19 protein-coding genes are annotated in these 21810 nt (G+C 43.5%); all 19 read right to left on the bottom strand.

Annotation, left to right across the window (positions count from 1 at the left end; all coding sequences use genetic code 11):
• Positions 1 to 36: 36 nt before the first annotated feature.
• Entirely contained in the window at positions 37 to 1092 is a 1056-nt protein-coding gene (locus tag ST42_RS03990; RefSeq protein WP_156139289.1) for an isochorismate synthase, read from the bottom strand.
• A 62-nt stretch (positions 1093 to 1154) separates the two neighbouring features.
• A complete protein-coding gene (locus tag ST42_RS03985) occupies positions 1155 to 1577 on the bottom strand; it encodes a PaaI family thioesterase (RefSeq protein WP_022316465.1) in 423 nt (140 codons plus the stop codon).
• Between the two features lie 140 nt (positions 1578 to 1717).
• Entirely contained in the window at positions 1718 to 2986 is a 1269-nt protein-coding gene (locus tag ST42_RS03980; RefSeq protein WP_022316466.1) for a phosphoglycerate kinase, read from the bottom strand.
• A gap of 273 nt (positions 2987 to 3259) precedes the next feature.
• The gene (gene rsmA, locus ST42_RS03975; protein ID WP_022316467.1) at positions 3260 to 4066 is read right to left on the bottom strand and encodes a 16S rRNA (adenine(1518)-N(6)/adenine(1519)-N(6))-dimethyltransferase RsmA; all 807 of its coding nucleotides are present in this window, start codon (positions 4064 to 4066) and stop codon (positions 3260 to 3262) included.
• A gap of 51 nt (positions 4067 to 4117) precedes the next feature.
• Complete coding sequence (gene cdd / locus ST42_RS03970; RefSeq protein ID WP_022316468.1) at positions 4118 to 4591, bottom strand: cytidine deaminase; 474 nt, start codon at positions 4589 to 4591, stop codon at positions 4118 to 4120.
• A 27-nt stretch (positions 4592 to 4618) separates the two neighbouring features.
• Complete coding sequence (locus tag ST42_RS03965) at positions 4619 to 6058, bottom strand: right-handed parallel beta-helix repeat-containing protein (RefSeq protein ID WP_231556900.1); 1440 nt, start codon at positions 6056 to 6058, stop codon at positions 4619 to 4621.
• Between the two features lie 193 nt (positions 6059 to 6251).
• A complete protein-coding gene (locus tag ST42_RS03960) occupies positions 6252 to 8192 on the bottom strand; it encodes an NAD(+) synthase (protein WP_044072401.1) in 1941 nt (646 codons plus the stop codon).
• Positions 8193 to 8220: 28 nt separating this feature from the next.
• Positions 8221 to 9309 carry a DUF2027 domain-containing protein gene (locus ST42_RS03955; protein ID WP_044064827.1) on the bottom strand — a complete coding sequence of 363 codons (1089 nt, stop codon included), beginning with the start codon at positions 9307 to 9309 and terminating at the stop codon, positions 8221 to 8223.
• Between the two features lie 21 nt (positions 9310 to 9330).
• Complete coding sequence (locus tag ST42_RS03950) at positions 9331 to 10548, bottom strand: S-adenosylmethionine:tRNA ribosyltransferase-isomerase (protein ID WP_044072433.1); 1218 nt, start codon at positions 10546 to 10548, stop codon at positions 9331 to 9333.
• Between the two features lie 188 nt (positions 10549 to 10736).
• Positions 10737 to 11417 (bottom strand): phosphatase PAP2 family protein, encoded by a 681-nt coding sequence (locus tag ST42_RS03945; RefSeq protein ID WP_042519647.1) that lies wholly within the window; start codon positions 11415 to 11417, stop codon positions 10737 to 10739.
• Between the two features lie 9 nt (positions 11418 to 11426).
• Positions 11427 to 13994, bottom strand: a complete 2568-nt coding sequence (locus ST42_RS03940; RefSeq protein ID WP_044072399.1) for a BatD family protein — start codon at positions 13992 to 13994, stop codon at positions 11427 to 11429.
• Positions 13995 to 14041: 47 nt separating this feature from the next.
• A complete protein-coding gene (locus ST42_RS03935) occupies positions 14042 to 14731 on the bottom strand; it encodes a tetratricopeptide repeat protein (protein ID WP_156132542.1) in 690 nt (229 codons plus the stop codon).
• Between the two features lie 24 nt (positions 14732 to 14755).
• Positions 14756 to 15775 carry a vWA domain-containing protein gene (locus ST42_RS03930; RefSeq protein WP_022316476.1) on the bottom strand — a complete coding sequence of 340 codons (1020 nt, stop codon included), beginning with the start codon at positions 15773 to 15775 and terminating at the stop codon, positions 14756 to 14758.
• A 129-nt stretch (positions 15776 to 15904) separates the two neighbouring features.
• Positions 15905 to 16903: a vWA domain-containing protein gene (locus ST42_RS03925; protein WP_042519651.1), complete on the bottom strand. Its 999-nt coding sequence runs from the start codon at positions 16901 to 16903 to the stop codon at positions 15905 to 15907.
• A gap of 10 nt (positions 16904 to 16913) precedes the next feature.
• Positions 16914 to 17978 (bottom strand): hypothetical protein, encoded by a 1065-nt coding sequence (locus tag ST42_RS03920; RefSeq protein ID WP_042519652.1) that lies wholly within the window; start codon positions 17976 to 17978, stop codon positions 16914 to 16916.
• A 30-nt stretch (positions 17979 to 18008) separates the two neighbouring features.
• A complete protein-coding gene (locus ST42_RS03915; protein ID WP_042519654.1) occupies positions 18009 to 18878 on the bottom strand; it encodes a DUF58 domain-containing protein in 870 nt (289 codons plus the stop codon).
• Positions 18878 to 19873: an AAA family ATPase gene (locus ST42_RS03910; RefSeq protein WP_044072398.1), complete on the bottom strand. Its 996-nt coding sequence runs from the start codon at positions 19871 to 19873 to the stop codon at positions 18878 to 18880. Before ST42_RS03910 ends, ST42_RS03915 begins: the two co-directional genes overlap by 1 nt.
• Before the next feature lie 131 nt (positions 19874 to 20004).
• On the bottom strand, positions 20005 to 21513 hold the full coding sequence (locus ST42_RS03905) for an HU family DNA-binding protein (protein WP_044064833.1): 1509 nt from the start codon (positions 21511 to 21513) through the stop codon (positions 20005 to 20007).
• Complete coding sequence (locus tag ST42_RS03900) at positions 21514 to 21801, bottom strand: HU family DNA-binding protein (RefSeq protein WP_044064836.1); 288 nt, start codon at positions 21799 to 21801, stop codon at positions 21514 to 21516.
• Positions 21802 to 21810: the final 9 nt, after the last annotated feature.

Below are 21810 nucleotides of genomic sequence, written 5' to 3'. Positions count from 1 at the left end.
GTGTTTAATTCAATTAACAGGTCGTTGCAACCTGTCTCAGATACAGTCCATCATTGTCTTCATTTTCAGTTCCGTTTCTCTCCATTCTTCCTCCATATTGCTTTCGGCAAGGATTCCGCCTCCTGCATATAGTTTATAACAATCGGAGAAAATTTCCATACATCTCAAGGTAACAAACAAATGACTGTCTCCATCTGTATCCACTACTCCACAGAATCCGCTGTAATATCGACGGTCATTATGTTCTTTGCTATTGATAAGACTGTATGACTCACCTGCAGGAACACCGCAAACTGCCGGCGTTGGATGTAATTGCCGTACTATATCACCAGGGCTTATTCTTGCAATACTATCTACTTCTGCGAAAAAATCACTTCTTAAATGCACTACATTGCCTGCAGATACTGTCGTAGGTCCAAGTTCTTCTATTTCAGAAAAAAAATAGGATAACCGTTTTTTTATATAAGAAGAAACGTATTGTTGTTCCCAGATGTTCTTGTTGCTCCAACAGGATATATCTATATCTGAAATCTTGCCAATCGCTTTTGATTCGTTATCGGATATAACCAGTCGTTTGTCCATCGTTCCGGCAAGTGCTATGGTGTGAAAGACATTTCCACAACGTTCTAAAAGAACTTCAGGCGTTGCTACAAGCCATACTCCAGTTTGGTCTGACGAAATGAGAACGATGTATGAATCCGAATTGTTCTCACATGCTTTCAGAAACATTCTTATCACATTCTTCTTGTTGTCGTCCTTTAAAACTAGACTTCTAGACAGAACGGCCTTATCAATCCTCTTCTCCCTAATCGCAGCTTTGAAACAGTTGAAATCTTCTTCGTATGATTTTCTATCATAGAGTTTTCCATTGTATGGCTTAAGTCTTTCATTTAGAACGCAACAGTTGCCATTATACATTACCTCTCTGAGGATATTATCATAATCAAGCTCCGTCACACGGCGGATAGGACTATCGAAAAGCACAGCCGGAGTGTCTTCTGTTATACAGAATGGTGCAAATACGAAACCATCAGCCTTTCCCAATTCTGAAAAGGAATGCAGCTTCTTGAGAGAACTTTCATCTTGTTTCACAATAACACATTTGTTCCCTGCTGAAGGGTAACGATATATCACAAAAGCGTCTTTCACGATAATTAGTCTTGAGAGTCTTTAGGAGTTAATACATAATTTGTGACATGAACGGTGGAAATCAGTTCCCCATGAGAGTTCACTATCGAAACCTCCCACACGTGAAGTTTATGTCCTTTGCTCACTAGGCGAGCGTTAGCAGTAACTGTGTCGCCTTCCTGCACTGCTCTCACATGTTCTCCACTTACGCTAATGCCGACACATATTTTGTCCGGACATATTGAGCATGAGCCAACGCCAGCCAGATTCTCCGCCAACGCCAAGGATGCGCCACCACTCAAGAACCCGAATGGCTGACGGTTACGCTCATCAACTTTCATTGTAGCCTTGCATGTGTCCTGTTCTGGAGTAGAAATGAAATTCATCCCGAGAGCAGTGGAGAGGTTAGGCTTACGCTCTATTATCTTTTTTACATTTTCTATATCCATTATCTGATTGCAATATATATACAAAGGTAATGGAATTATGTTGAACCTACAAAAAAAGGTGTGCAAATAATGCACACCAATTCATATAATGTAGAATAATGAATCGTCATATTCTATAAAAAGACAAATCCGGCCTGTCTTTATTTCTCTATGGCAGCAACTCCAGGGAGCTCCTTACCCTCGATGGCTTCGAGCAAAGCACCACCACCAGTTGATATATAAGACACCTTATCGGCAAGACCGAACTTATTTACACAAGCTACAGAATCTCCACCTCCAATCAGAGAGAAAGCACCTTCTGCGGTTGCCTTTGCGATAGCTTCACCAATAGCGCGTGAACCAGCTGTAAATTCATCACACTCGAAACATCCTGCAGGACCGTTCCAAAGAATAGTCTTCGCTCCTTCGATGGCTGCAGCAAACTTGGCACGACTATCCGGACCAGCATCAAGACCATCCCAACCATTCTCAATCGCATTTGAAGGGAACACCTTGACCTGAGCGCCATCCTTGACTGAGAACGTCTTGAAATCATAGCCAGTGCAACATACAGAATCTGTAGCGAGCACAAGCTCTACACCGTTCTCCTTTGCCATTTTCTCCACGTTGAGTGCGACATCCAGTTTGTCAAGTTCAACAATAGAGTCACCTATCTCACCACCATGAGCCTTAGAGAATGTATATGTCATACCACCGCAAAGGATGAGCTTGTCAACCTTGCCAAGTAGGTTCTCGATGATGCCAATCTTAGACGAAACCTTTGAACCTCCCATAATGGCAACGAAAGGACGTTTTATATCCTTCAGCACATTGTCAACAGCATGAACTTCCTTCTCCATCAGATATCCAAGCATCTTATTGTCCTTGCTGAAGAATTCATCAATTACAGCTGTTGATGCGTGCTTACGATGTGCTGTACCGAATGCGTCCATTACATAACAGTCTGCATAAGAAGCCAATTTCTTGGCAAACTCTTTCTGCTTGTCTTTCATCTCAGCTTTTGCCTGAGCGTAGGCTGGATCTTCCTTGTCAATACCTACAGGCTTGCCCTCTTCCTCTGCGTAGAAACGGAGATTCTCGAGTAGCAAAGCTTCACCGGTCTTCAGTCCTGCAACTTCCTTGTCTGCATTAGCACAATCTGGAGCAAACTTCACGTCAACGCCAAGAGCTTCTGAAACGTTCTTGACAATCTGGCTGAGAGAGAGCTTTGGATTAACTTTACCTTTGGGCTTACCCATATGGCTCATCATGATGAGACTACCACCATCAGAAAGGACTTTCTTCAGTGTTGGGAGCGCACCACGGATACGAGTGTCGTCTGTCACATGTCCGTTCTCATCCAATGGAACATTGAAATCTACACGAACGATAGCCTTTTTACCTGCAAAGTTAAAATCTTCGATTTTCATAACTGTTTGTTTATCTATTAAAATTAAACTAAGTACCTTTGAATCAAGTCAGGACTTTACACTCGCACAATTGTGCATCAGTCCTTTCATACTGCAAAAATAATAAAAAATGATTGTTTAGAGAAACGTATCTGTGATTATTTTTCCTTTTTAATAGGCAACGAATTGTATTTGCAATATCGACCTTGCAAATACAAAGAAACGGAAAAGCCTGGCAAAGACCATTCCATCTCTATGTTGTCTTATAAATATTTGTTCTCAGTAGACATCATATCATTCCACGTTTCCGCTTTTCAACTGGTTGTCAACCAAATTTGTCAACTCTACGAATTGCAGTATCGTCAGTTGTTCAGGACGTTTTGTCATTAGTTCATGAGTAAAGAATTCATCATCATTCTTCAATTTTGAGAATATTTGCCTCAGAGAAACGCGTAACATCTTGCGCCGCTGATTGAAAACGGTTTTTACTACACGTTTGAAAAGATTCTCATCGCAACCGATATTCTGAACGTCGTTACGCGTCATCCTTATAACAGCACTTTTTACCTTTGGTGGAGGGTTGAACACATTTTCGTCTACTGTGAAAAGATACTCAACATTATACCATGCCTGAATAAGCACACTAAGTATACCATATTGTTTGTTTCCTGGCTGCGAAGCAATTCGCAGTGCTACTTCGCGCTGTATCATTCCTGTGCAGCATGGGATAATGTCGCGATTGTCAAGCATTTTGAAGAAAATCTGTGACGATATATCGTAGGGATAATTGCCTGTCAATACGAAAGGGCTGCCAGAGAATACGGTATGCAAATCCATTTTGAGGAAATCTTCACCGATTATGTTATCTCTCAGCATTGGATACGCTTCATTGAGGTATTCCACTGATTCCCTGTCTATTTCCACCACCTTGACTTCTCTTCCCTTTTGTGTGAGATATTGTGTGAGGACTCCCATTCCCGGGCCAACTTCAAGGATCGGAATATCCGGACAAGCGTCAACTGTGTCTGCTATCGCCTTTGCCACATTTAGATCCGTAAGGAAATGTTGTCCTAAATTTTTCTTTGGTCTTACAGCTTTCATCAATCAGTTTCGTTTCTATTTCAATTGTATTGTGATGCAGGAGAGGTCATTTCAGTCTAGATTCTCAAATGATAACGGCATCAGATTCTTAATCGATTCAATCACATATATAGCATTCTCACCATAAAGCACAATATGCAGTGGCTGTTGATATCTCTTTTCTATCTCTACCATCACCTGCCGGCATGATCCACATGGTGATATTGGCTGTTTAGTGAATCCGTTTTCGGTTCTTGCCGCTATGGCAATGGCCAGAATAGCCTTTCCCGGTTGTTGTGCCTGGGCGGCGAATATTGCAGAACGCTCAGCACATAGAGTGACACCGAAGGCGGCATTCTCCTGATTGGCACCGATGATGGTGCTGTCGTCAGACAATCTTATTGCTGCTCCGACTCTGAAGTGGGAATATGGCGAATAAGAATTGGCCGTAGCCTGTTTTGCCAAATCCACAAGTGCTTTGTCCTGTTCGTTGAGCTCATCATATACGCAAGACAATATCTCGATTTTTACATTGATATTTTCCATGATGTCTGTTCATTTTATGGTTTCATTTTATTCTTGTTCTTTAACTGGCTCCACATATTCATAACATCCCAAGTCTGGTTCATCGTCCCTCTTTCGTCCTTCTCTGTCAGTAGGCATGTAATAATTGTCTTCCTTGGTGCCCTTCCCGATGGCTTTGGAAACATTGCTCAGATGAAAATCAAAATGCTGTTTGTTAATATCCACCAGTTTGAAGTTTTTCTCTCCACCATAAACCGTGTCGGTAGCTACGGAATCAGCATCCTCCCATATCACATTTTTGATGTTATCTCCATTGTCGATGGAGTCAGTCCTGAGAATACAGTTCTGGAACTTGTATGTATAAGAAATTGTGGAGTCTGCGACAGAACCCATCACTACGTCATCAGCATATCCTGTCACGATGGAGTTGATGCAATCCATTTGATACAATGGGTATTTGTGGAGTGTTTCCCCGTCATTTTCACCATTGCTGAATCTTAAGGCAGCACCTCTGTTGGAGTCGAACGGATAGAATTGTGCTATGGTACAGTTCAGAAGCAATGCCCCTCCACCATGTATGGCAACGCAATCATTGAGAGTATTTGTCAACTGGCTGTTTCTCACATCGACTACACTGTTTACAGAACGTAGTCCGTAGCCTTGACAGTTATGCACTATGCTGTTATAAAATTTCAGCTTTAGTCTGCTGACATCAGAAGAGTCGCAGACGATGCCATTGAAAGTACTGTGCACATCGGTAAAGTTCATAACGTTTTCGTATGATGACGAATGGAAACGGATACCGTTCCATTGTCCGCTTACCATGTCATAGGGCAGATAGTCGAACATACGGTCGGTACGGTCGCCTCTGAACACAATGTTTTTTTCCGGAGTGCCTTCTGCCACGAGTCTGCCATAGACGTCAAGCCCGGCTTTTGAATGGAAATACAACGTTGTTCCTGGTGCTATGGTTGCAGTTGCAAGGCTATCGATGCGCATGTTGCCGTAGACTACAATCGGTCTGTCCGAAGATATCAACGTATCGTGGCTTACTTTGAGATCTTTCAATATCTCGGCATCCCACGAATATGCGTTGAGATTGATCTTCTGCTCCACGCCGCTTTCAAGTCTGAACACAAGATTGTCTTCTATTAGCTGAGGGTCAAGCTTGTTTGTCATAGGGGATGTCAGTTCCACATTGACAAAAACACTGTCCTTGTTTCTTATTTCCAGATTTGCAGTCTGAAATCCGGATTCCTTGCCGAGATATGTACCGTCGACGTTCACACGGAAACCAGACTGGTTCCCATTAGCGAGTCTGACGTTAGAGCATCTGATGCCATCGCCCGATTTGTTATATACCCAGAAAAACCTTCTGCTTGTGGGCACTCTCGAGAAGACTGTGTCCATGCTTATAGTGTCTGTAGAGAACGTGAGAAGGTGGTCTGGCGACGTCGTGAAGGAGTCGTCGTCAGTACATGCGGACATAATGACTGTCGCTGCAAATGCTAATAAGAATTTGTTAACAGAATATTTCATTAAATACATTAACGATTATTACTCTGAATTATTGTATTTTCTTTCAATAATTGCATTATTGCATAGTATGCAAAGCCTCACGCCATCCTTTTGCTTTATGAGGTCAGGGCTTTGCCTTTCGGCAAAGTCCTATATGGAAAGCTTACAAACTATCTATTTCCTGCAGCCAGAGGCTGGAATCTGCATCTGACGGCATTCTCCAATCGCCTCGCGGACTAAGACTCACGCTGCCCACTTTGGGACCATCTGGAAGACAGGAACGTTTGAACTGTTGATTGAAGAAGCGTCTTGCAAATATTGACAGCCAATGCTTTATGGTATCATCGCTGTATGTTTCCACTCTATTGTCAGTTCCATCAAATGCCTTCTTGGCAAGCAGGAATATTCTTGACGGCCGATAGCCATAGCGGAGGAAATAGTAGATGAAGAAATCATGTAATTCATAAGGACCGACAAGGTCTTCTGTCTTCTGTGCGATGTTTCCTGCCTCATCGGCTGGTGTCAATTCCGGGCTGATAGGTGTGTCGATGATGTCGAGGAGTGTATCACGCGTATTTTCATCCACCTCATTTTCTGCCACATGGCGCACCATATGCTTTATCAGAGTTTTAGGAATACTTCCATTGACACCATACATGCTCATGTGGTCTCCATTATAAGTAGCCCATCCCAATGCCAGTTCGGAAAGGTCGCCAGTGCCAATCACCATACCTGACAGCTTGTTGCTTAGGTCCATGAGTATCTGAGTGCGTTCTCTGGCCTGTGAATTTTCGTATGTCACGTCATGTATGTTAATATCCTGGCCGATGTCAGAGAAGTGTTGTTTCACTGAATCGGCGATGCCGATTTCCCGTATCGTAATTCCGAGTCCTTCCATCAGGGACATGGCATTAGAATAAGTCCTGTCAGTAGTTCCGAATCCAGGCATTGTAACTCCTACTATGCCTTTGCGGGATAACCCAAGTTTATCAAATGTCTTCACGCATACCAGCAGAGCCAATGTGCTGTCGAGTCCTCCACTTATACCGACTACCACGGTTTTGCTGTGGGTATGCACGAGACGTTTGGCAAGTCCCATCACCTGTATAGAAAATATCTCGTCACAACTATCGAACATATCATCTGTTAACGGGATGAAAGGCAATGGATTGATTTTTCTGATGAGCTCGAAATCTTTCTCTGCCACGGGTTGTGCATCTATTATTTCAGCCATATGGTCGCGTTGAGCGTTGGCATAAGTACTGTTTGAACGACGCTCATTGCGCAATTTCTCCACATCGATCTGAGAAATGACGGTCTGTGGGTCAAGGCTGAAGCGTTGGCCTTGAGTCAGAATGTTTCCGTTCTCGCAGATGAGGGCATTACCGCCATACACCACGTCTTGTGTGCTTTCGCCAAAGCCACAGCTACTGTAGACATACCCCGTTATCGTACGGGCGCTCTGTTGCGAGAGCAACTTTTCCAGATAGCTATGCTTTCCTATAAGGTCGTCGCTTGCCGAGAGATTGAATATCAGTTCTGCTCCAGAAAGGGCGAGTTCGTTGCTCGGCGGATTTGGCGACCATACATCTTCGCATATTTCCACGCCGAAAGTGACACCGTCGTATGTACGGAATACTTTATGGCTTGCCGATAGTTTCACCGTCCTGCCTGCAAAACGTATTTCTGTGGGCTTCAGGTCTTGCGAAGACGAGAACCATCTTTTCTCATAAAACTCGCTGTAGTTAGGCAGAAATGTTTTCACTACCACCCCCAGGATAGTTCCTTTTTGAATAACCATGCCGCAATTGAGCAGCAAGTCACCAGCCACGATTGGTACACCAACTATGCTTATGATGTCCAGACTGCGAGTGAAGTCAAGGAGTTTCATCACCGAAAGCTCAGCCTGTTCAATAAGGAGCCGCTGGCGGAAAAGATCCTGACAGGTGTATCCTGTAATTGAAAGTTCCGGGAACACGATTATCTCGACGCCCTTGCCTTCTGCCAGGGCTATGGCATTCTCTATCTGCTGCACATTGTATTGGCAGTTGGCAACCTTTACCGACGGTATGGATGCTGCCACTTTGATAAAGCCGTTTTGCATGTCTCTTGGTATTTTTATGAAAGAATCATCAGTGGATGGTTACCTGTGTGGCTCCGTATCCGTACTCCTGGAATGAAGCGTCCTGATATGTATACTTTTTGTACTTGTATCTTAATTCTCTGATTATGGCATTTCGCAACACGCCTTCGCCCTTGCCGTGGATGAAGATGATTTTGAAACCTTTCTTTTGCTTGAAACTTTCCAAAGTCTCACGGAACTTGTCAAGCTGAAAATTCAGCATGTCTGTATGCGACATGCCCGCTGTAGTGTCGAGAAGTTCATCGATATGTAGGTCAACGACAAGCGGCTCATTGTCATTTCTCTTGTGGGCAGTCCGGGCAGGAGCGGTAATCTCGATGCGTTGCTTTTCTATTATCTTTTCCTTCAGGTCGTCTGCCTCAATGGTGAGCGCCTTCATCGGTACTCCGTTCTCGACGACAGACATCACGAGAGCGTCTTCATCAAAGAAGTCGTTTTCTCTGAATGTGTGGAGCTTATAAAACTTTACAGGGTCTACTTTCAGTTTCACATCTAAACTTGGCTGAAGCTTGAATGGCTTGTCCGTTTTATACGCGTTGATTTGAATAGCTCCATTCTGGAAATCCTGCACATCATCTAATGTAAGCTTTGATATGAGCAGTTTGGTATTAGGTTCCAGGACGTTATGCGCAAGGAGTTTGTAGTCGTCTCCCTGCTGAAGTGAATATGTGAACGAGAGGAAAAAATTGCAGTCATTGATGAGATACATGAAGAATTCCGTCTTACTGATATTTTGCTTGTCTTTTGGAACAAAACCCAAATACAAGTTTATCTGGTCTGAATTCTCACGCTCATACACGTGTAGAGCTTTGGGAACGTTGCAATTTTGGGCAACAGGAGCGTTTGCCATGGCATTGGCGTGTGACGCCGGAATGTCTGGTTCCTGAAATTTCGGTGTTGTGGCTCCTGATAGCATTTTCGCCTGTTTGTCGTCGTTCACCACTACAAGGTCTTGCACCTGAGTCGGCACCTGGAATCCGTCTTCGTCTTCCACAATAGCAATGTTGTTGTTTTGAAAGCCAACGACAACTCCACCGCCTTTCTCACTGATGAATCTTACTTTGTCTCCTATTTTCATTTTTATTGTTTTCTTTTTTCGTTATGGTATTAATAAAGAGCTGTCGCCATAGCTCAGGAATCTGAACTCGTGTGACAATGCATAATCGTAGATTGATTTCCAATCGCCGTTGACGAATGCGCTGACAAGCAGCAGCAGAGTGCTTTGGGGCTGATGGAAATTGGTGACAAGCATCTTGACAATCTTGTAATCGTAACCCGGTACGATAATTATCTGGGTGGAGAAATGAATGGTGCTTATCCTCTTTGCTGACATATAGTCAAGAATCGCGTTTATCGCCTCTTGTGGTTTGAGTTTCGGCAGGTTCTCGTCGTAAGGTTCCCATTGTCCTATGTGAAGCTTGGACTCTTCAATTTCTTTATCCGCGTGTAACTTTAGTCCCAGATAATATAGGCTTTCAATGGTTCTTACGCTCGTTGTACCCACGGCAATAGTCTTGCAGTCGTGACTTATGAGCTTTTCGAGTGTACTCCTATGCACACAGATGAACTCAGAATGCATATCATGGCCTCCTATTTCTTCGGATTTTACAGGTTTGAACGTGCCGGCTCCTACGTGCAGCGTGATTTCCTCACGGTCGATGCCATGGTTGTCGAGATCGGAGAGCACAGAGTCTGTGAAATGCAGTCCTGCGGTCGGCGCAGCCACACTTCCCTTTATCTTGGAATATACCGTCTGATATGTGGTTTTGTCACTCTCCTGTGTCTCGCGGTTGAGATAAGGCGGTATAGGCAGTTCACCCATCGCCTCAAGTATATCTGCAAACGAGACCTTGTCGCCGTCCCAGGAGAAACGTATGAGATGCGAGGTATGATGTTCCTCAACATAGTTGGCGCGTAATGTCACGCAGATTCCCTTGATGTTAACCTCACGCTTCAATTCCTGTCCTTTCCATTTTTTCAGGTTTCCAACGATGCATAGCCATGAGCACTCTCTCGTGGTCTGAAACATCTGTTCATAGTCAGCGGGAGTATGGGGCTCAAGAAGAAATATTTCGATGAGAGCTCCTGTATCCTTTCTGAAGTGGAGGCGTGCCTGTATCACTTTCGTGTTGTTGAACACCATCATAGCACCCTTTGGCAAATGGCTTGATATGTTGTGGAAAATGTCTTCCTCTATCTTTCCGTGGTTGTATATCAACAACTTGCTTTCGTCTCTCTTTGCCAATGGGAATTTTGCAATCTTCTCATCTGGCAAAGGATAATTGTAATCGCTGATTCTTATCTGTTTTACGTCCATTTCCATATTTGATAAATTCTTTAAATTTGCTTTTATAACTTGGTGGATGCCATGTCTTGATGGTATAACCAAACTGTCTACATCAGGTAAATAGGTGGTTTGCATCAGACAAATAGGTTGATTACATGCAATAAACAGGCGGCTTATACCAGACAAACGTTATGTTTCCGACCTGCAAACTGGCTATTCTAACTTATAAACGATCTTAGTATGGCATAGAGAAACAAGAGTGACATTGTGAGCAATACAATGTCGATAGTAATTATTGTATAGCCTTTAGAAGTATACTGGCTGGAAATGAATTCCACATCGGGAAACATCCTGTCGTAGACCTTGAGATATACTAAATATAAAAGTAGTCCAACAAGCGCTCCCCAAGCTATGCCTACCAACACGTCGAAAGGATAATGCATTCCGAGGTACAGCCTTGTGTAGCAATTAATCAGAGCCCATGCCGTCATTGCGACAGTAAATTTCCTGTTTCTCACCAACAGTGAGAAGAACATTGTCAAGCTGGTGGTGTTTGCTGCGTGTGACGAGAAGAAACTGAAGTCTTTGTTGCTCATATCCCCTACTGTATATATTATTCCGTCAAGCATGTCATCGTTGATAGGTCGTGTCCTTCCTATCATAGGCTTGATGATAAAGTCACAGATTCCTCCAGAGAACATCACGCAACCGATTCCACACAGTATTATCAGCATTATCTTGGTCATGTTGTCATTGTTGCTTATCACGAGATAAAGCAATGCGATATAGAGCGGTATCCATGTGAACCCGGAAGTCAACGTAACCATCAGTCCGTCGAGGAACGATGATTCGCTGCCGTTGACCATCTGCAATATGGCTAAATCTATATTCCCTGTCATTTTCGATATTTAGATTTTCTGAATTTGAGAAGAATGAAGCCATCCCTCCCTATTGTCACCTAGCTTTACGTGTTTCCAGTCTTTCATCGAGTCATCTATGATGTCAACACGTGTTCCTTCATGTATTACTGTAACACTTTTCCCTTTATCATCAGGCACGTCTTTCAGCTGCAACGATGGCACTACCACGATTGCTCCTCTCCGATTCTGATACTGGCTCTTTTGTTGATATGCACAAATCTGGGAAAGTACGAACAGAACGGCGAAAAACATTCCTGCAAAGAAGCCAACTTTGCGTCTCGTTACCTTGACCGAAAGTAGATATAAAGTGAAGAATGCCAGAGTGAGCACGAGAGAAAAAATTGACAATGCCGCCCATGAGTCGATACCCATAAGATTGACCAGCGACTTATACCATTGCACCAGGAACATCTCTGCTTCCGGTGTGATCTTGTCTATCGTCTTTGACTGTGCTATCTGCAGATTCAGCTTGATGTCGTCGTCGCTCGGCGACAACAATAGTGCACGCTCATAGCTGAGTATGGCAAAAGTAATGTTGTCTGTACGGTAATAGGCATTGCCAAGGTTATAATACAAATCAGCACTCTTCGTGGTCTTCAGCAACTCGTTATAATCTTTTATTGCCTGCTGATAGTTGCCTTTTTTGTACTCGTTGTCAGCATTCTCCTTTGTTATTGCGGATGCAGGCAATGCTGTCAGTACGAGAAACATGAGGACGAGAATCAGTTTACTTGATTTTTTCTTGCTGTCCTTCAGTGAATCTTCTATCTGTGTTATCGTATTCATTGCATCTTCGAAAATAGTATTCATGTCATTCGACATAGAAGACTGTGAATATCGTTCCAGCTCACAGGCATCAATGATTCCGATGAACTTCGTTGACAATTCTTCTCCTACACCGTTGGCAAGCAAAACACTCTCCACGTTGTTCCTGTTGAGCTCTCCGGCTGAAAGATTAAACTTCTCTTCGGCATACCCCCACATGGCTTTCAGTATATCCTCATAGAATGTGGAACTATTTCCTTTCAGCATTGAGTCATTAGCTGCCTTCAAGCGCTTCAGGGCAAGCCTGTTTGCAAGACGACGCTTGCTTCTCACGGTGTCCTTGCCCAAAGAGATGTATTTTCTCGAGGCAACGGTCAGCAGTGAGAATGTCAGGATTATCATGGTGATGAGTACCCAATATCCTGTAGAACAGAAGAACATGTCGTCGAAATCATGCGAACTCTCGAAACCTTCGTGTATTGGTTGTATATCCTTGTTGCGCAGATCTGACTGATAGTCGCTCACGGACGTTCCGCTTCCATCACCTTTGCCTACTTTAATGGTGAATGGTTGGGTCTTTATTGTCTTGTATGAATTCGTGTTAGTGTCAAAATATGTGAACTCAATGGCCGGAATCGTATACTCGCCCTGATTTCTCGGCACAGCGATGAAATCGTATATCATGTTGCCTTCAAGTCCGTTGGCTGTCACCTTTGTCTTGTCGGTTATCTTTGGGTCATATTTATCGAAATCTTTAGGGAAGTTGACAACTGGAGTCTTGATGAGCTTCAAATTGCCCTTTCCGCTTACCACTACACGCAATGTGAACGGATCGTTGGCCTTGATATCAGACTTGTTTAGTTGCGCACTTATGTTGAATACGCCGACTCCTCCAGAGAACGTTGCCGGTTTGGCGGGCAGAGGCAACACATTTAGCGTTATTCCAGGTGCCACAATGTCGCGTTTCACTTCAACATAAGCCGATCCACCATTGAAAAAGGCTTCCACTGGGTCTACGTCTCTATTCTGCTGAACTACTGATCCCTTGAACACTATGCTTGGTATCTTCAATGCTCCGGACATCTGAGGATACATTATGTACTGGCTCCATGTTACGCAACGGTATGGTCTGCCATTGTGGTTTTCGATATGAAAGGATTTCTGTTGTGGCAATGGCACTTCAAGCGTGTGGAAGCCTGTAAGGTCAGGCATGTCACCCTTAAGTGCGTTGAGATCTACCAGCGTATATACTTTGTATGTCAGTATCATAGGCTCCTGTTCATATACCTTGTTCTTGCTTGCACTTACCTTTATGAAGAGATCTGAATTGCGGATTTCAGATCCTGCAGTCCTCATACGTGGTTGGTCGTCAGCTCCATTGTGCATCCTTGGCGTGCCATTTGCCGACATGCTCTTGCCCGTCACCTTTATTTGTACAGAACGTGAAGCGAATTTTCGCCCGTTAGCCACTACTGTGGCAGAAGGAATTCTATACGAGCCAGCTTTCGTGGCACACAGAATATATGTGAATGTCGTAGAGGATGAACTGCTTGCATGTCCGTTTATCACCTGATAGCTCGACTGAGACGAACGGTATGGACCCGTTATCACCTCGAGTGCTCCAGGTATGCCGCCGAGATGCAGGTCACCAACGTCTTGCGTGTCAATCACATAAGTCAGTCGGAAATTCTCTCCCGTTTGCACGTGGGAGGGAACTGAGACATGCAGCCCCTGGGCGTGACACAATGATATGGCAAATGCCAATAGTATATTCAGTATAACTTTCTTCATTTTATATGATATAAGTATTTCTGGCGTATAATATAATTATCTCTGGATCACCAATTCTTCTCCAGCCTCCTGGTCTGTTGTTGTTGGCGACTGCGGTTCAACCTTTCTTGAGTCTCACGTTCCTGCTGCATAGCTGCATTAAGAAGCTGTTCAGCGTTGTCCTTGCTCATCTGAGGTTGATTCTGTTGCGGCTTATCTTGCTTCTGGTGCTTATCTTTCTGCTTTTCCTGCTTGTCTTTATTGCCTTTATCCTTGTTTTTGTCGCTCTGGTTCTGCTGTTTGTTCTTGTCGTTCTGCTTGTTGTCCTTCTGAAGCTTCTTACAGAGTACAAGGTTATAACGAGTTTCATTGTCTGAAGGGTTGTTGCGCAAAGACTCAGAATAAGCTTTTATGGCATCTGGATACATCTTACTGCCCTGACAGATGACGCCTATGTTATGATAAGACTTTGACTTTCTGAACTTGTTCTTCTCAGTGCTTGCTGCCTTTTGGAAGAATTTTACGGCTTCCGACATCTTGTTCTGCATCATGAGGGCACATCCAAGGTTATAAAGGGCTTGCGGGTTTTCGTGATTGATTGACAAAGCCTTCCTGTATCTCACTTCCGACTCAGGATATTGCTTGGCTTTGTAAGCCTTGTTGCCCTGCCGGATATAGTCTCGGTCGGTCTGTGCTGATGCAATCACAGGAATCAGCAGGAGCAATGCTATTATGTATTTTCTTATTATCATCATCATTGGTCTCATGTTACATACTGGATGTTATTTCTTGAACAGTTTGATATTTCTGAACAGTGGGTTTTTCACTTCCAGCGTGAGTGCTTCGATTATTATAAGGAAAAGTGCCAGAAGTACAAAAGTCTGATACTGCTCGTCATATTCACTGTATACGGCATTCAACAGGTCGCCCTTCTGTAACTTGGCAAGTTCTTCGTCAAGTAACTCCTGTGCGCTGTTGGTGTTGTCAACATGGATATAAGAACCTCCGCCAGCTTTTGCTATCTGGCGACACATATCCTCGTTGAGTACAGACACGACTTCATTGCCGTGGTTGTCACGCATATATCCGCCATGCCCGTCTGGAATAAGTCCGCCTTTAGGCTGTCCGATTCCTAACACAAATACGTTAATACCCATTTTCTTTGCCTTCTTGGCAGCCTCTATGGCGCCTCCCTCGTGGTCTTCGCCATCGGTTATAAGCACTATGGCCCTTCCCAGATTGTTTTTCTTGGTAAAGCTGCTGCAGCACATATTGATGGCTCCACCTATGTCTGTTCCTTGTGTAGCAATAAGCCCGGGGGTAAGACTCTGAAGAAACATCTTTGCAGACACGAAGTCGGTTGTTATAGGCAATTGTATGAATGAACTACCCGCAAAGACCACAAGACCAACCTTGTCGTCTTTGAACCCATCGATCATATTTTCTATCAGCATCTTGCTGCGGTCTAATCTAGATGGGGCCACATCTTCAGCGAGCATGGAGTTGCTTATGTCCAATGCGACCATTGCCTCGATTCCGGCTCGCTTCTCATTGCTTATCTTTATGCCTGCCTGCGGACGGGCAGCAGCAATTATAAGCAATGCCAATGCCGTGAGCGTCATATAGAACTTTACAAGCGGCCTGTACTTTGAGCGTCCTGGCATCAACCCTTCTTGTAGTGCTTTGTCTACTATGCCGTTTATTTGTTTCCTCTTCCTTCTCGTCTGCACTGTCCAGATTATCATCAGAACCGGTATGACAAGCAGAAGATATAAATATTCCGGATTTGCGAATCTCAACATAATGTTTATGTTTTTTGCTTATATGCTATTTCCTGATTGTATGATGTTGACTCTCAAACTTCTAACGCAGTCTACTAAACTCAGAAAGTTTGTTGTCTCTATCGTTTTCTTGTTTATGTCCCTACGGTTTTAAGGAAGACGCCTGAATACTGTCAACCTCAGCAACATGTCGATTATCAAAATCAATACAGCCGCTATGGCGAATGGGACAAAAGCTTCAGAACGCTTGGAGAAGTTTTTCGTATTCAAACGAGTCTTTTCCAATTTGTCGATGTCCTTGTATATTTTTTTCAGTTCTGCAGTATTTGTAGCTCTGTAGAACTGACCGTCTGAAGTATTGGCAATACGCTGCAAGGTCTGTGTGTCTATATCTGCACGCATGTTAACGTATTTTACAGTTCCGCCCACATTGATTGGATAAGGAGCAAGGGATTTGCTTCCGATGGCGATAGTGTATACGCGGATATTGTAGCTTTTGGCAATCTGAGCCGCCGTTAGTGGTGATATGTCACCCATGTTGTTACTACCGTCTGTAAGCAAGATAACGACTTTGCTTTTCGTCTTGCTGTCTTTCAGACGGGCTACTGCGTTGGCGAGTCCCATTCCTATTGCCGTTCCATCCTGTATCAGAGAACGTTCGGCCAAGTCTGTTCGCACATTCACAAGCATATTCAACAACGATTGGTGGTCGGTTGTCATTGGACATTGAGTGAAAGCCTCACCGGCAAATATAGTAAGACCGATATTGTCGTTCTCACGGTCCGATATGAAATCAGCCGCAACGGCCTTTGCTGCTTCTATTCGGTTTGGCTTGAGGTCCTGTGCGAGCATACTTGTCGATACGTCCATCGCCAACATGATATCGATTCCCTCAGTCTCTTTTTCGCCCCAACTGTTGCGTGTCTGCGGACGAGCAAGGACAATCACTATCAACACGAACACCAAGACGCGCAGCAGATGAGGCAATTCTATAAGCCGCAACCTGAGACTCTTGTGAACATTCTGATAGGCAAAGGTATCAGCCATTCGGAATGTTGGTTCGTATTTCTTCCTGTAGAGCAGACACCATAATATATATGGTATCAGCAGAAGGAGTAAAAACAAATATTCTATGTTTGCAAATTCCATGAAACTTTCTCTACACGATTAAATAAACCTTATATATCACTACAATCAACGCAAAAAGTGCAGCTGCCGTCAACACGACTATAGCCAGCTTCAATGTCCTGCGCTGACTCTTGACTTTCTTTTCTACTTCATTCTCTTCAACGACTAACTTTACAGGTTTCTCTTCCTCTTTCTTGGTGTCATTGATGAACGATAGAGCATTGACGAGATTTTGGTCGTTCTCGTTGGCCAATACAGAATACTTTGCGAATTTCACGAGGTCTGCAGTACGGAAAAGACTAACCATCTCTTCAATCGCGCCCTCATTTTCATCCCGGAGCCTTTCTATAATTTCTGAGCTTGTCATTTCCATAGCATCGAAATTGAAGCGCTCAGCTATATACTGGCGAAGGATCATTGTCAGGCGGGTGTAATAACTCTTCTGATCTTCTGAAACAGCCGCCTTCTCTTCTTTTAGCTTTTCTATCTCAGTGATTGCCTTCTGATGGGCAGATACTTTCTTGATGAATTTTATCGGTTTTATTACAGACTTGTTGGTATTTAGTCTGTTTATCAGATATGCAAGCAGTATTAGCAATAATACAAACAATATTGAATATCCGAAGACCGTTGCCCATTCGCCCCAGCTGAAAGGATTGTCCTGCACGTCCTTCGGACCGTAGAACTTCTCTGTGTGTACTGTATCCACAGGCATCGTCATTACTTTCAATGCGAGATCCTTAGTCTGATACGACTTTCCGTCTACCTTTATGCTCTGTGATGGAATGCAATATAATTTCTCGTCGAATGAAGTAAGCGTATAAGACTTGCTGTATTTTATGAGATTATCTTCAACTCCTAATGTGTCGATATTACTGCACTCCAGTACTTCCACTCCTGGGGTGATATATTGCGATCTTTCGAACTTAGGGAATGACACCTTATGATGCTTCTCATCAAGGGTGACACTAAGGGTCAACTTGGTCTGTTCACCTATCAATATCTGCATAGTGTCGATCTTCTGGTCTATGGTCACCTGCGACCATATCGACATTGTGAGCGACACAAACAATATAGATAGAAATAATCGTTTCATCTTTGTTATAAAATCTTATGAATAAAGTATTTACGACCTCAGCTTAAAGAGTTGTATGAGGCTCTTCACATAGTCTTCATTCGTAGCAATTGAGATATTGTCAGTATTGGTCTTGCTGAACAGTCTATCGAGTGACGCCCTCCTCTCCTGCCAATATTGGCGATGCGCCTGACGTAGCTTCTTGTCACTCGTGTCGATATACATCTCATGTGAAGTCTCGGCATCACATATCTTGATGAGCCCCACATCGGGCAACTCTCTTGCGAACTGGTCGTATAGTTGTATAGCCACGACATCATGCTTCTTGCAGCACACTATCATCTGCTTCTCATAATCACCTCTGTAATAGAAGTCACTAAGAATGAAAGCGGTACAACGATGCTTCACGGCACTGTAAAGGAACTGAAGAGCACAGGATATATCTGTGCGCTTGCTCTCAGGATGAAAGTCAAGCATCTCGTGGATTATATACAATATGTGTTTTCTTCCTTTCTTGGGCGGAATATACTTTTCTATCTTGTCAGAAAAGAACACTACTCCAATCTTATCGTTATTCTGTATCGCACTGAAAGCCAATGTTGCCGCAATCTCCGTTGCCTTGTCACGCTTTGTCTGCATGCGGGTGCCGAAGTCAAGAGATGCGCTGACGTCGATAAGCAGCATTACAGTAAGTTCTCGCTCTTCTTCATACACCTTCACATATGGTGAATTCATCCTTGCTGTGACATTCCAGTCTATATCACGCACGTCATCGCCATACTGATATGCACGCACTTCGCTAAAGGCCATTCCTCGTCCTTTGAAGGCCGAGTGATATTGACCAGCAAATATATTATTGCTAAGTCCGCGAGAATGGATTTCAATCTTGCGGACCTTCTTCAACAAATCCTGAGCTTCCATCAAGGAACCTCCACTTTATTTAATATTTTACTTATGATCTCCTCTCCTGTCACGTTGTCTGCCTCAGCCTCGTAAGAAAGTCCAATGCGGTGACGCAATACGTCATATGCTACGGAACGTACATCCTCTGGTACCACATATCCTCTGTGATTGATAAATGCATACGCTCTGGCAGCTTTGGCCAGATTGATGCTGGCACGAGGGCTTCCTCCAAAGGTTATCAGAGGTTTGATATTCTCCAATCCATAACGCTCAGGATAACGTGTCGCAAACACGATATCTGCGATATACTGCTCAATCTTTTCGTCGAGATATACTTGATTTACTATTTTCCTGGCATTGAGTATCTCAGACGCTTCAACAACTGGTTTGATATCTGCCTTCAGACCATTGAGATTCTCCCTGATAATCTGCTTTTCCTCTTCGATAGTGGGATAATCAATTATCACTTTCAACATAAAACGGTCTACCTGCGCCTCTGGCAACTGATATGTTCCCTCCTGCTCTATAGGATTCTGAGTTGCCATTACTAGGAAAGGACTTGGCAGGTCAAATGTTGTACTACCGATTGTCACTTGATGTTCCTGCATAGCCTCGAGCAATGCGCTCTGAACCTTTGCCGGAGCACGGTTTATCTCATCTGCAAGAATGAAGTTTGAGAAGACCGGACCTTTCTTCACTTGGAAGCTCTCGGTCTTCTGTGAATATATCAATGTACCAATAACGTCGGCCGGCAACAGGTCTGGTGTGAATTGTATGCGACTGAATTCCGTGTTGACGAGTTGTGCAAGGGTCTTGATGGCAAGGGTCTTTGCCAATCCCGGTACACCTTCCAACAATATATGTCCATCGCTCAGCAGGCCAATAAGCAGGCTGTCCACCAAGTGTTTTTGTCCCACAATGACACCTTCCATGCCACGCTTGATGCTTGTTATAAAAGAACTTTGCTGTTCAATCAGAATGTTTAGCTCTCTAATGTCTATAACTTCTGCCATGATTTTCGTTGTATATTTTGTTAAAATAAATGTTCCAAATCTCTTTATACCGCAAAAGTAATAATTTTAAATTCGGTTATAAGAGATTTAGAACATAAATAATATTAAAATGAGTTGACAGGCGCTTAATTTTAAGAAACTTTGTTATTCGCAGCTTTCTTCTTGAGTTTAAGTTTAGGAATATTTATAGTTTCCCCAACTTTAACCTCAGATTTGCCGTTATGCACCTGAAGGTAACATTCCATTCCCTCTCCAAGATAACGGCGTGCGAGCACCTTCATCGTTTGACCATCCTTCACTTTCACAGTTCTGTCGGTACCTTCTATCACATATGCCCCTGTCTTGACCATTCTTTTTGCACTTTGGATTTCAGAATTCTCAGTTTCTGAAATATGATCTTGTACATCTTTTATTTCAGCCTTCCCCCCTTTCTCAACATTGTCTTCCCCTGCAATATTCACCTTTGCGGCTATGGTGTCGGCAGCCTTTGATACTGCAGCCTTATGATAACCGCTTTTCTTTGATGGATAAGCCTTTTTGACAACCACAACTTTACTGGCAGGAACACTTCTTTCGTTTTTGCCTCCAAGATACAAACCCGCAACAAAAGCCGATGCAATGCTTGCCAACGCAAGCAACGACAAAAGAACAAGTTTCACATTTCCTGCTTTCTTATGCGCCTTTCTTGTGTCACCTTCAGGAATTCCTGAAGCAACATAAGCCATTTGAGATTGTCCTTGTGCATTTCGCCTCTCTGTTTCATCGCTAACCACGAATGGATCTTGTGACTTTTCCTTGTTGTCCAGGGCATTATTGTCGGAGTCAGGAAATGTCTCGTTGACAACATTCGCGCTATCACCAGCCTGCAGGGCTGACGGTGATGGCTGATTATCACTTGGATCCTTTTCCGTTTCTGATTCTGAATCTGGAGTTTCTCCAGAAACCAACGATAGTTCATCTTCAGTCTTGAAGGAAATGCGAGATTCTGCTTCATTATCAGCATGCACCAGAGCGTCTGTGTTGCCTGATTGTGAATTATGAGAGTCAAGAGTGTCGGTTGAATTATTCAATATTACTTCTTCTTCAGTAGCAGCTTCAGATTCGGCTTCAACGATCCCGTCATCCGCCCCAACTTCTTTCGCAATGTCTAATTCAGACCCGCAATGGCCATCATTCCCATAATCAACTGATAATCTGGAGTTTTCTCCACTAACCGAAGTGTTATCGACTGTTGAATTATTCTCAGATTCACTATCCTTATTACCTATATTCCCGTTTTCTGCTTCTACGTTTTCGTTTGGCATACTTCCAAACTCAACTCCATCGTTCAGCTCAACGGTTTCGAACTGTGAAAATGGCTTGTTCACCATTTCCTTCAGCGAATTCTCGGGTGTGAAAGTAATTTTCGTATGACCATCGATCAGCACCCTCTCGCCAGTATTCACGTCAACGCTCTCGCGGTCTCTGACTTCTATAAGCTTGAAAGTGCCAAATCCCTTTATCTTCACAAGTTTGTCAGCCTTTAGGCCATCATGGATTACGGCAAAGAAGGCATCAAGATAGTTCTCTGCTTCTGAAATTCGTATGTTCTTCTTTTTCGCGAGCTGACTGGCTATGTCTTTCATCAATATCTTGCCCATTTATTGAAGTCCTCCATTTTTTATTTTTTCTTTTATAGTGGACGAGGGCTTGAAGGAAAGTACCAATTTCGGTGGGACGAGCATTCTCTTCTTTGTGTTCGGCGAGACCATTATACGCTCCATACGTTTCTTGACTTCAAAAGAACCGAAGTTGCTGAATGATACAACGTCACCTTTTTGAAAACACTCGTTCATTACATCTACGAGCGTGTATGCAAACATCTGAGCATCCTCAGAATCCATGCCCGTACGATTAGCCACTTCAGAAATGAAACTTTTGTTGTTCATATAGTTTCT

The organism is Prevotella pectinovora (assembly GCF_000834015.1).
Classification (GTDB): domain Bacteria; phylum Bacteroidota; class Bacteroidia; order Bacteroidales; family Bacteroidaceae; genus Prevotella; species Prevotella pectinovora.
This window is presented reverse-complemented; position numbering and strand designations above follow the sequence as displayed.

What these genes read in the sequence shown, in the direction of transcription:
- ST42_RS03900 (WP_044064836.1), bottom strand. Translation starts at nt 21,801, where the DNA reads ATGAACAACAAAAGTTTCATTTCTGAAGTGGCTAATCGTACGGGCATG.
- ST42_RS03960 (WP_044072401.1), bottom strand. Translation starts at nt 8,192, where the DNA reads ATGCAAAACGGCTTTATCAAAGTGGCAGCATCCATACCGTCGGTAAAG.
- ST42_RS03985 (WP_022316465.1), bottom strand. Translation starts at nt 1,577, where the DNA reads ATGGATATAGAAAATGTAAAAAAGATAATAGAGCGTAAGCCTAACCTC.
- ST42_RS03925 (WP_042519651.1), bottom strand. Translation starts at nt 16,903, where the DNA reads ATGGAATTTGCAAACATAGAATATTTGTTTTTACTCCTTCTGCTGATA.
- ST42_RS03980 (WP_022316466.1), bottom strand. Translation starts at nt 2,986, where the DNA reads ATGAAAATCGAAGATTTTAACTTTGCAGGTAAAAAGGCTATCGTTCGT.
- rsmA (WP_022316467.1), bottom strand. Translation starts at nt 4,066, where the DNA reads ATGAAAGCTGTAAGACCAAAGAAAAATTTAGGACAACATTTCCTTACG.
- ST42_RS03915 (WP_042519654.1), bottom strand. Translation starts at nt 18,878, where the DNA reads ATGGAAGCTCAGGATTTGTTGAAGAAGGTCCGCAAGATTGAAATCCAT.
- ST42_RS03950 (WP_044072433.1), bottom strand. Translation starts at nt 10,548, where the DNA reads ATGGACGTAAAACAGATAAGAATCAGCGATTACAATTATCCTTTGCCA.
- ST42_RS03940 (WP_044072399.1), bottom strand. Translation starts at nt 13,994, where the DNA reads ATGAAGAAAGTTATACTGAATATACTATTGGCATTTGCCATATCATTG.
- ST42_RS03930 (WP_022316476.1), bottom strand. Translation starts at nt 15,775, where the DNA reads ATGTTGAGATTCGCAAATCCGGAATATTTATATCTTCTGCTTGTCATA.
- ST42_RS03920 (WP_042519652.1), bottom strand. Translation starts at nt 17,978, where the DNA reads ATGAAACGATTATTTCTATCTATATTGTTTGTGTCGCTCACAATGTCG.
- ST42_RS03945 (WP_042519647.1), bottom strand. Translation starts at nt 11,417, where the DNA reads ATGACAGGGAATATAGATTTAGCCATATTGCAGATGGTCAACGGCAGC.
- ST42_RS03905 (WP_044064833.1), bottom strand. Translation starts at nt 21,513, where the DNA reads ATGGGCAAGATATTGATGAAAGACATAGCCAGTCAGCTCGCGAAAAAG.
- ST42_RS03955 (WP_044064827.1), bottom strand. Translation starts at nt 9,309, where the DNA reads ATGAAAATAGGAGACAAAGTAAGATTCATCAGTGAGAAAGGCGGTGGA.
- cdd (WP_022316468.1), bottom strand. Translation starts at nt 4,591, where the DNA reads ATGGAAAATATCAATGTAAAAATCGAGATATTGTCTTGCGTATATGAT.
- ST42_RS03935 (WP_156132542.1), bottom strand. Translation starts at nt 14,731, where the DNA reads ATGATGATGATAATAAGAAAATACATAATAGCATTGCTCCTGCTGATT.
- ST42_RS03910 (WP_044072398.1), bottom strand. Translation starts at nt 19,873, where the DNA reads ATGGCAGAAGTTATAGACATTAGAGAGCTAAACATTCTGATTGAACAG.
- ST42_RS03965 (WP_231556900.1), bottom strand. Translation starts at nt 6,058, where the DNA reads ATGTCCGCATGTACTGACGACGACTCCTTCACGACGTCGCCAGACCAC.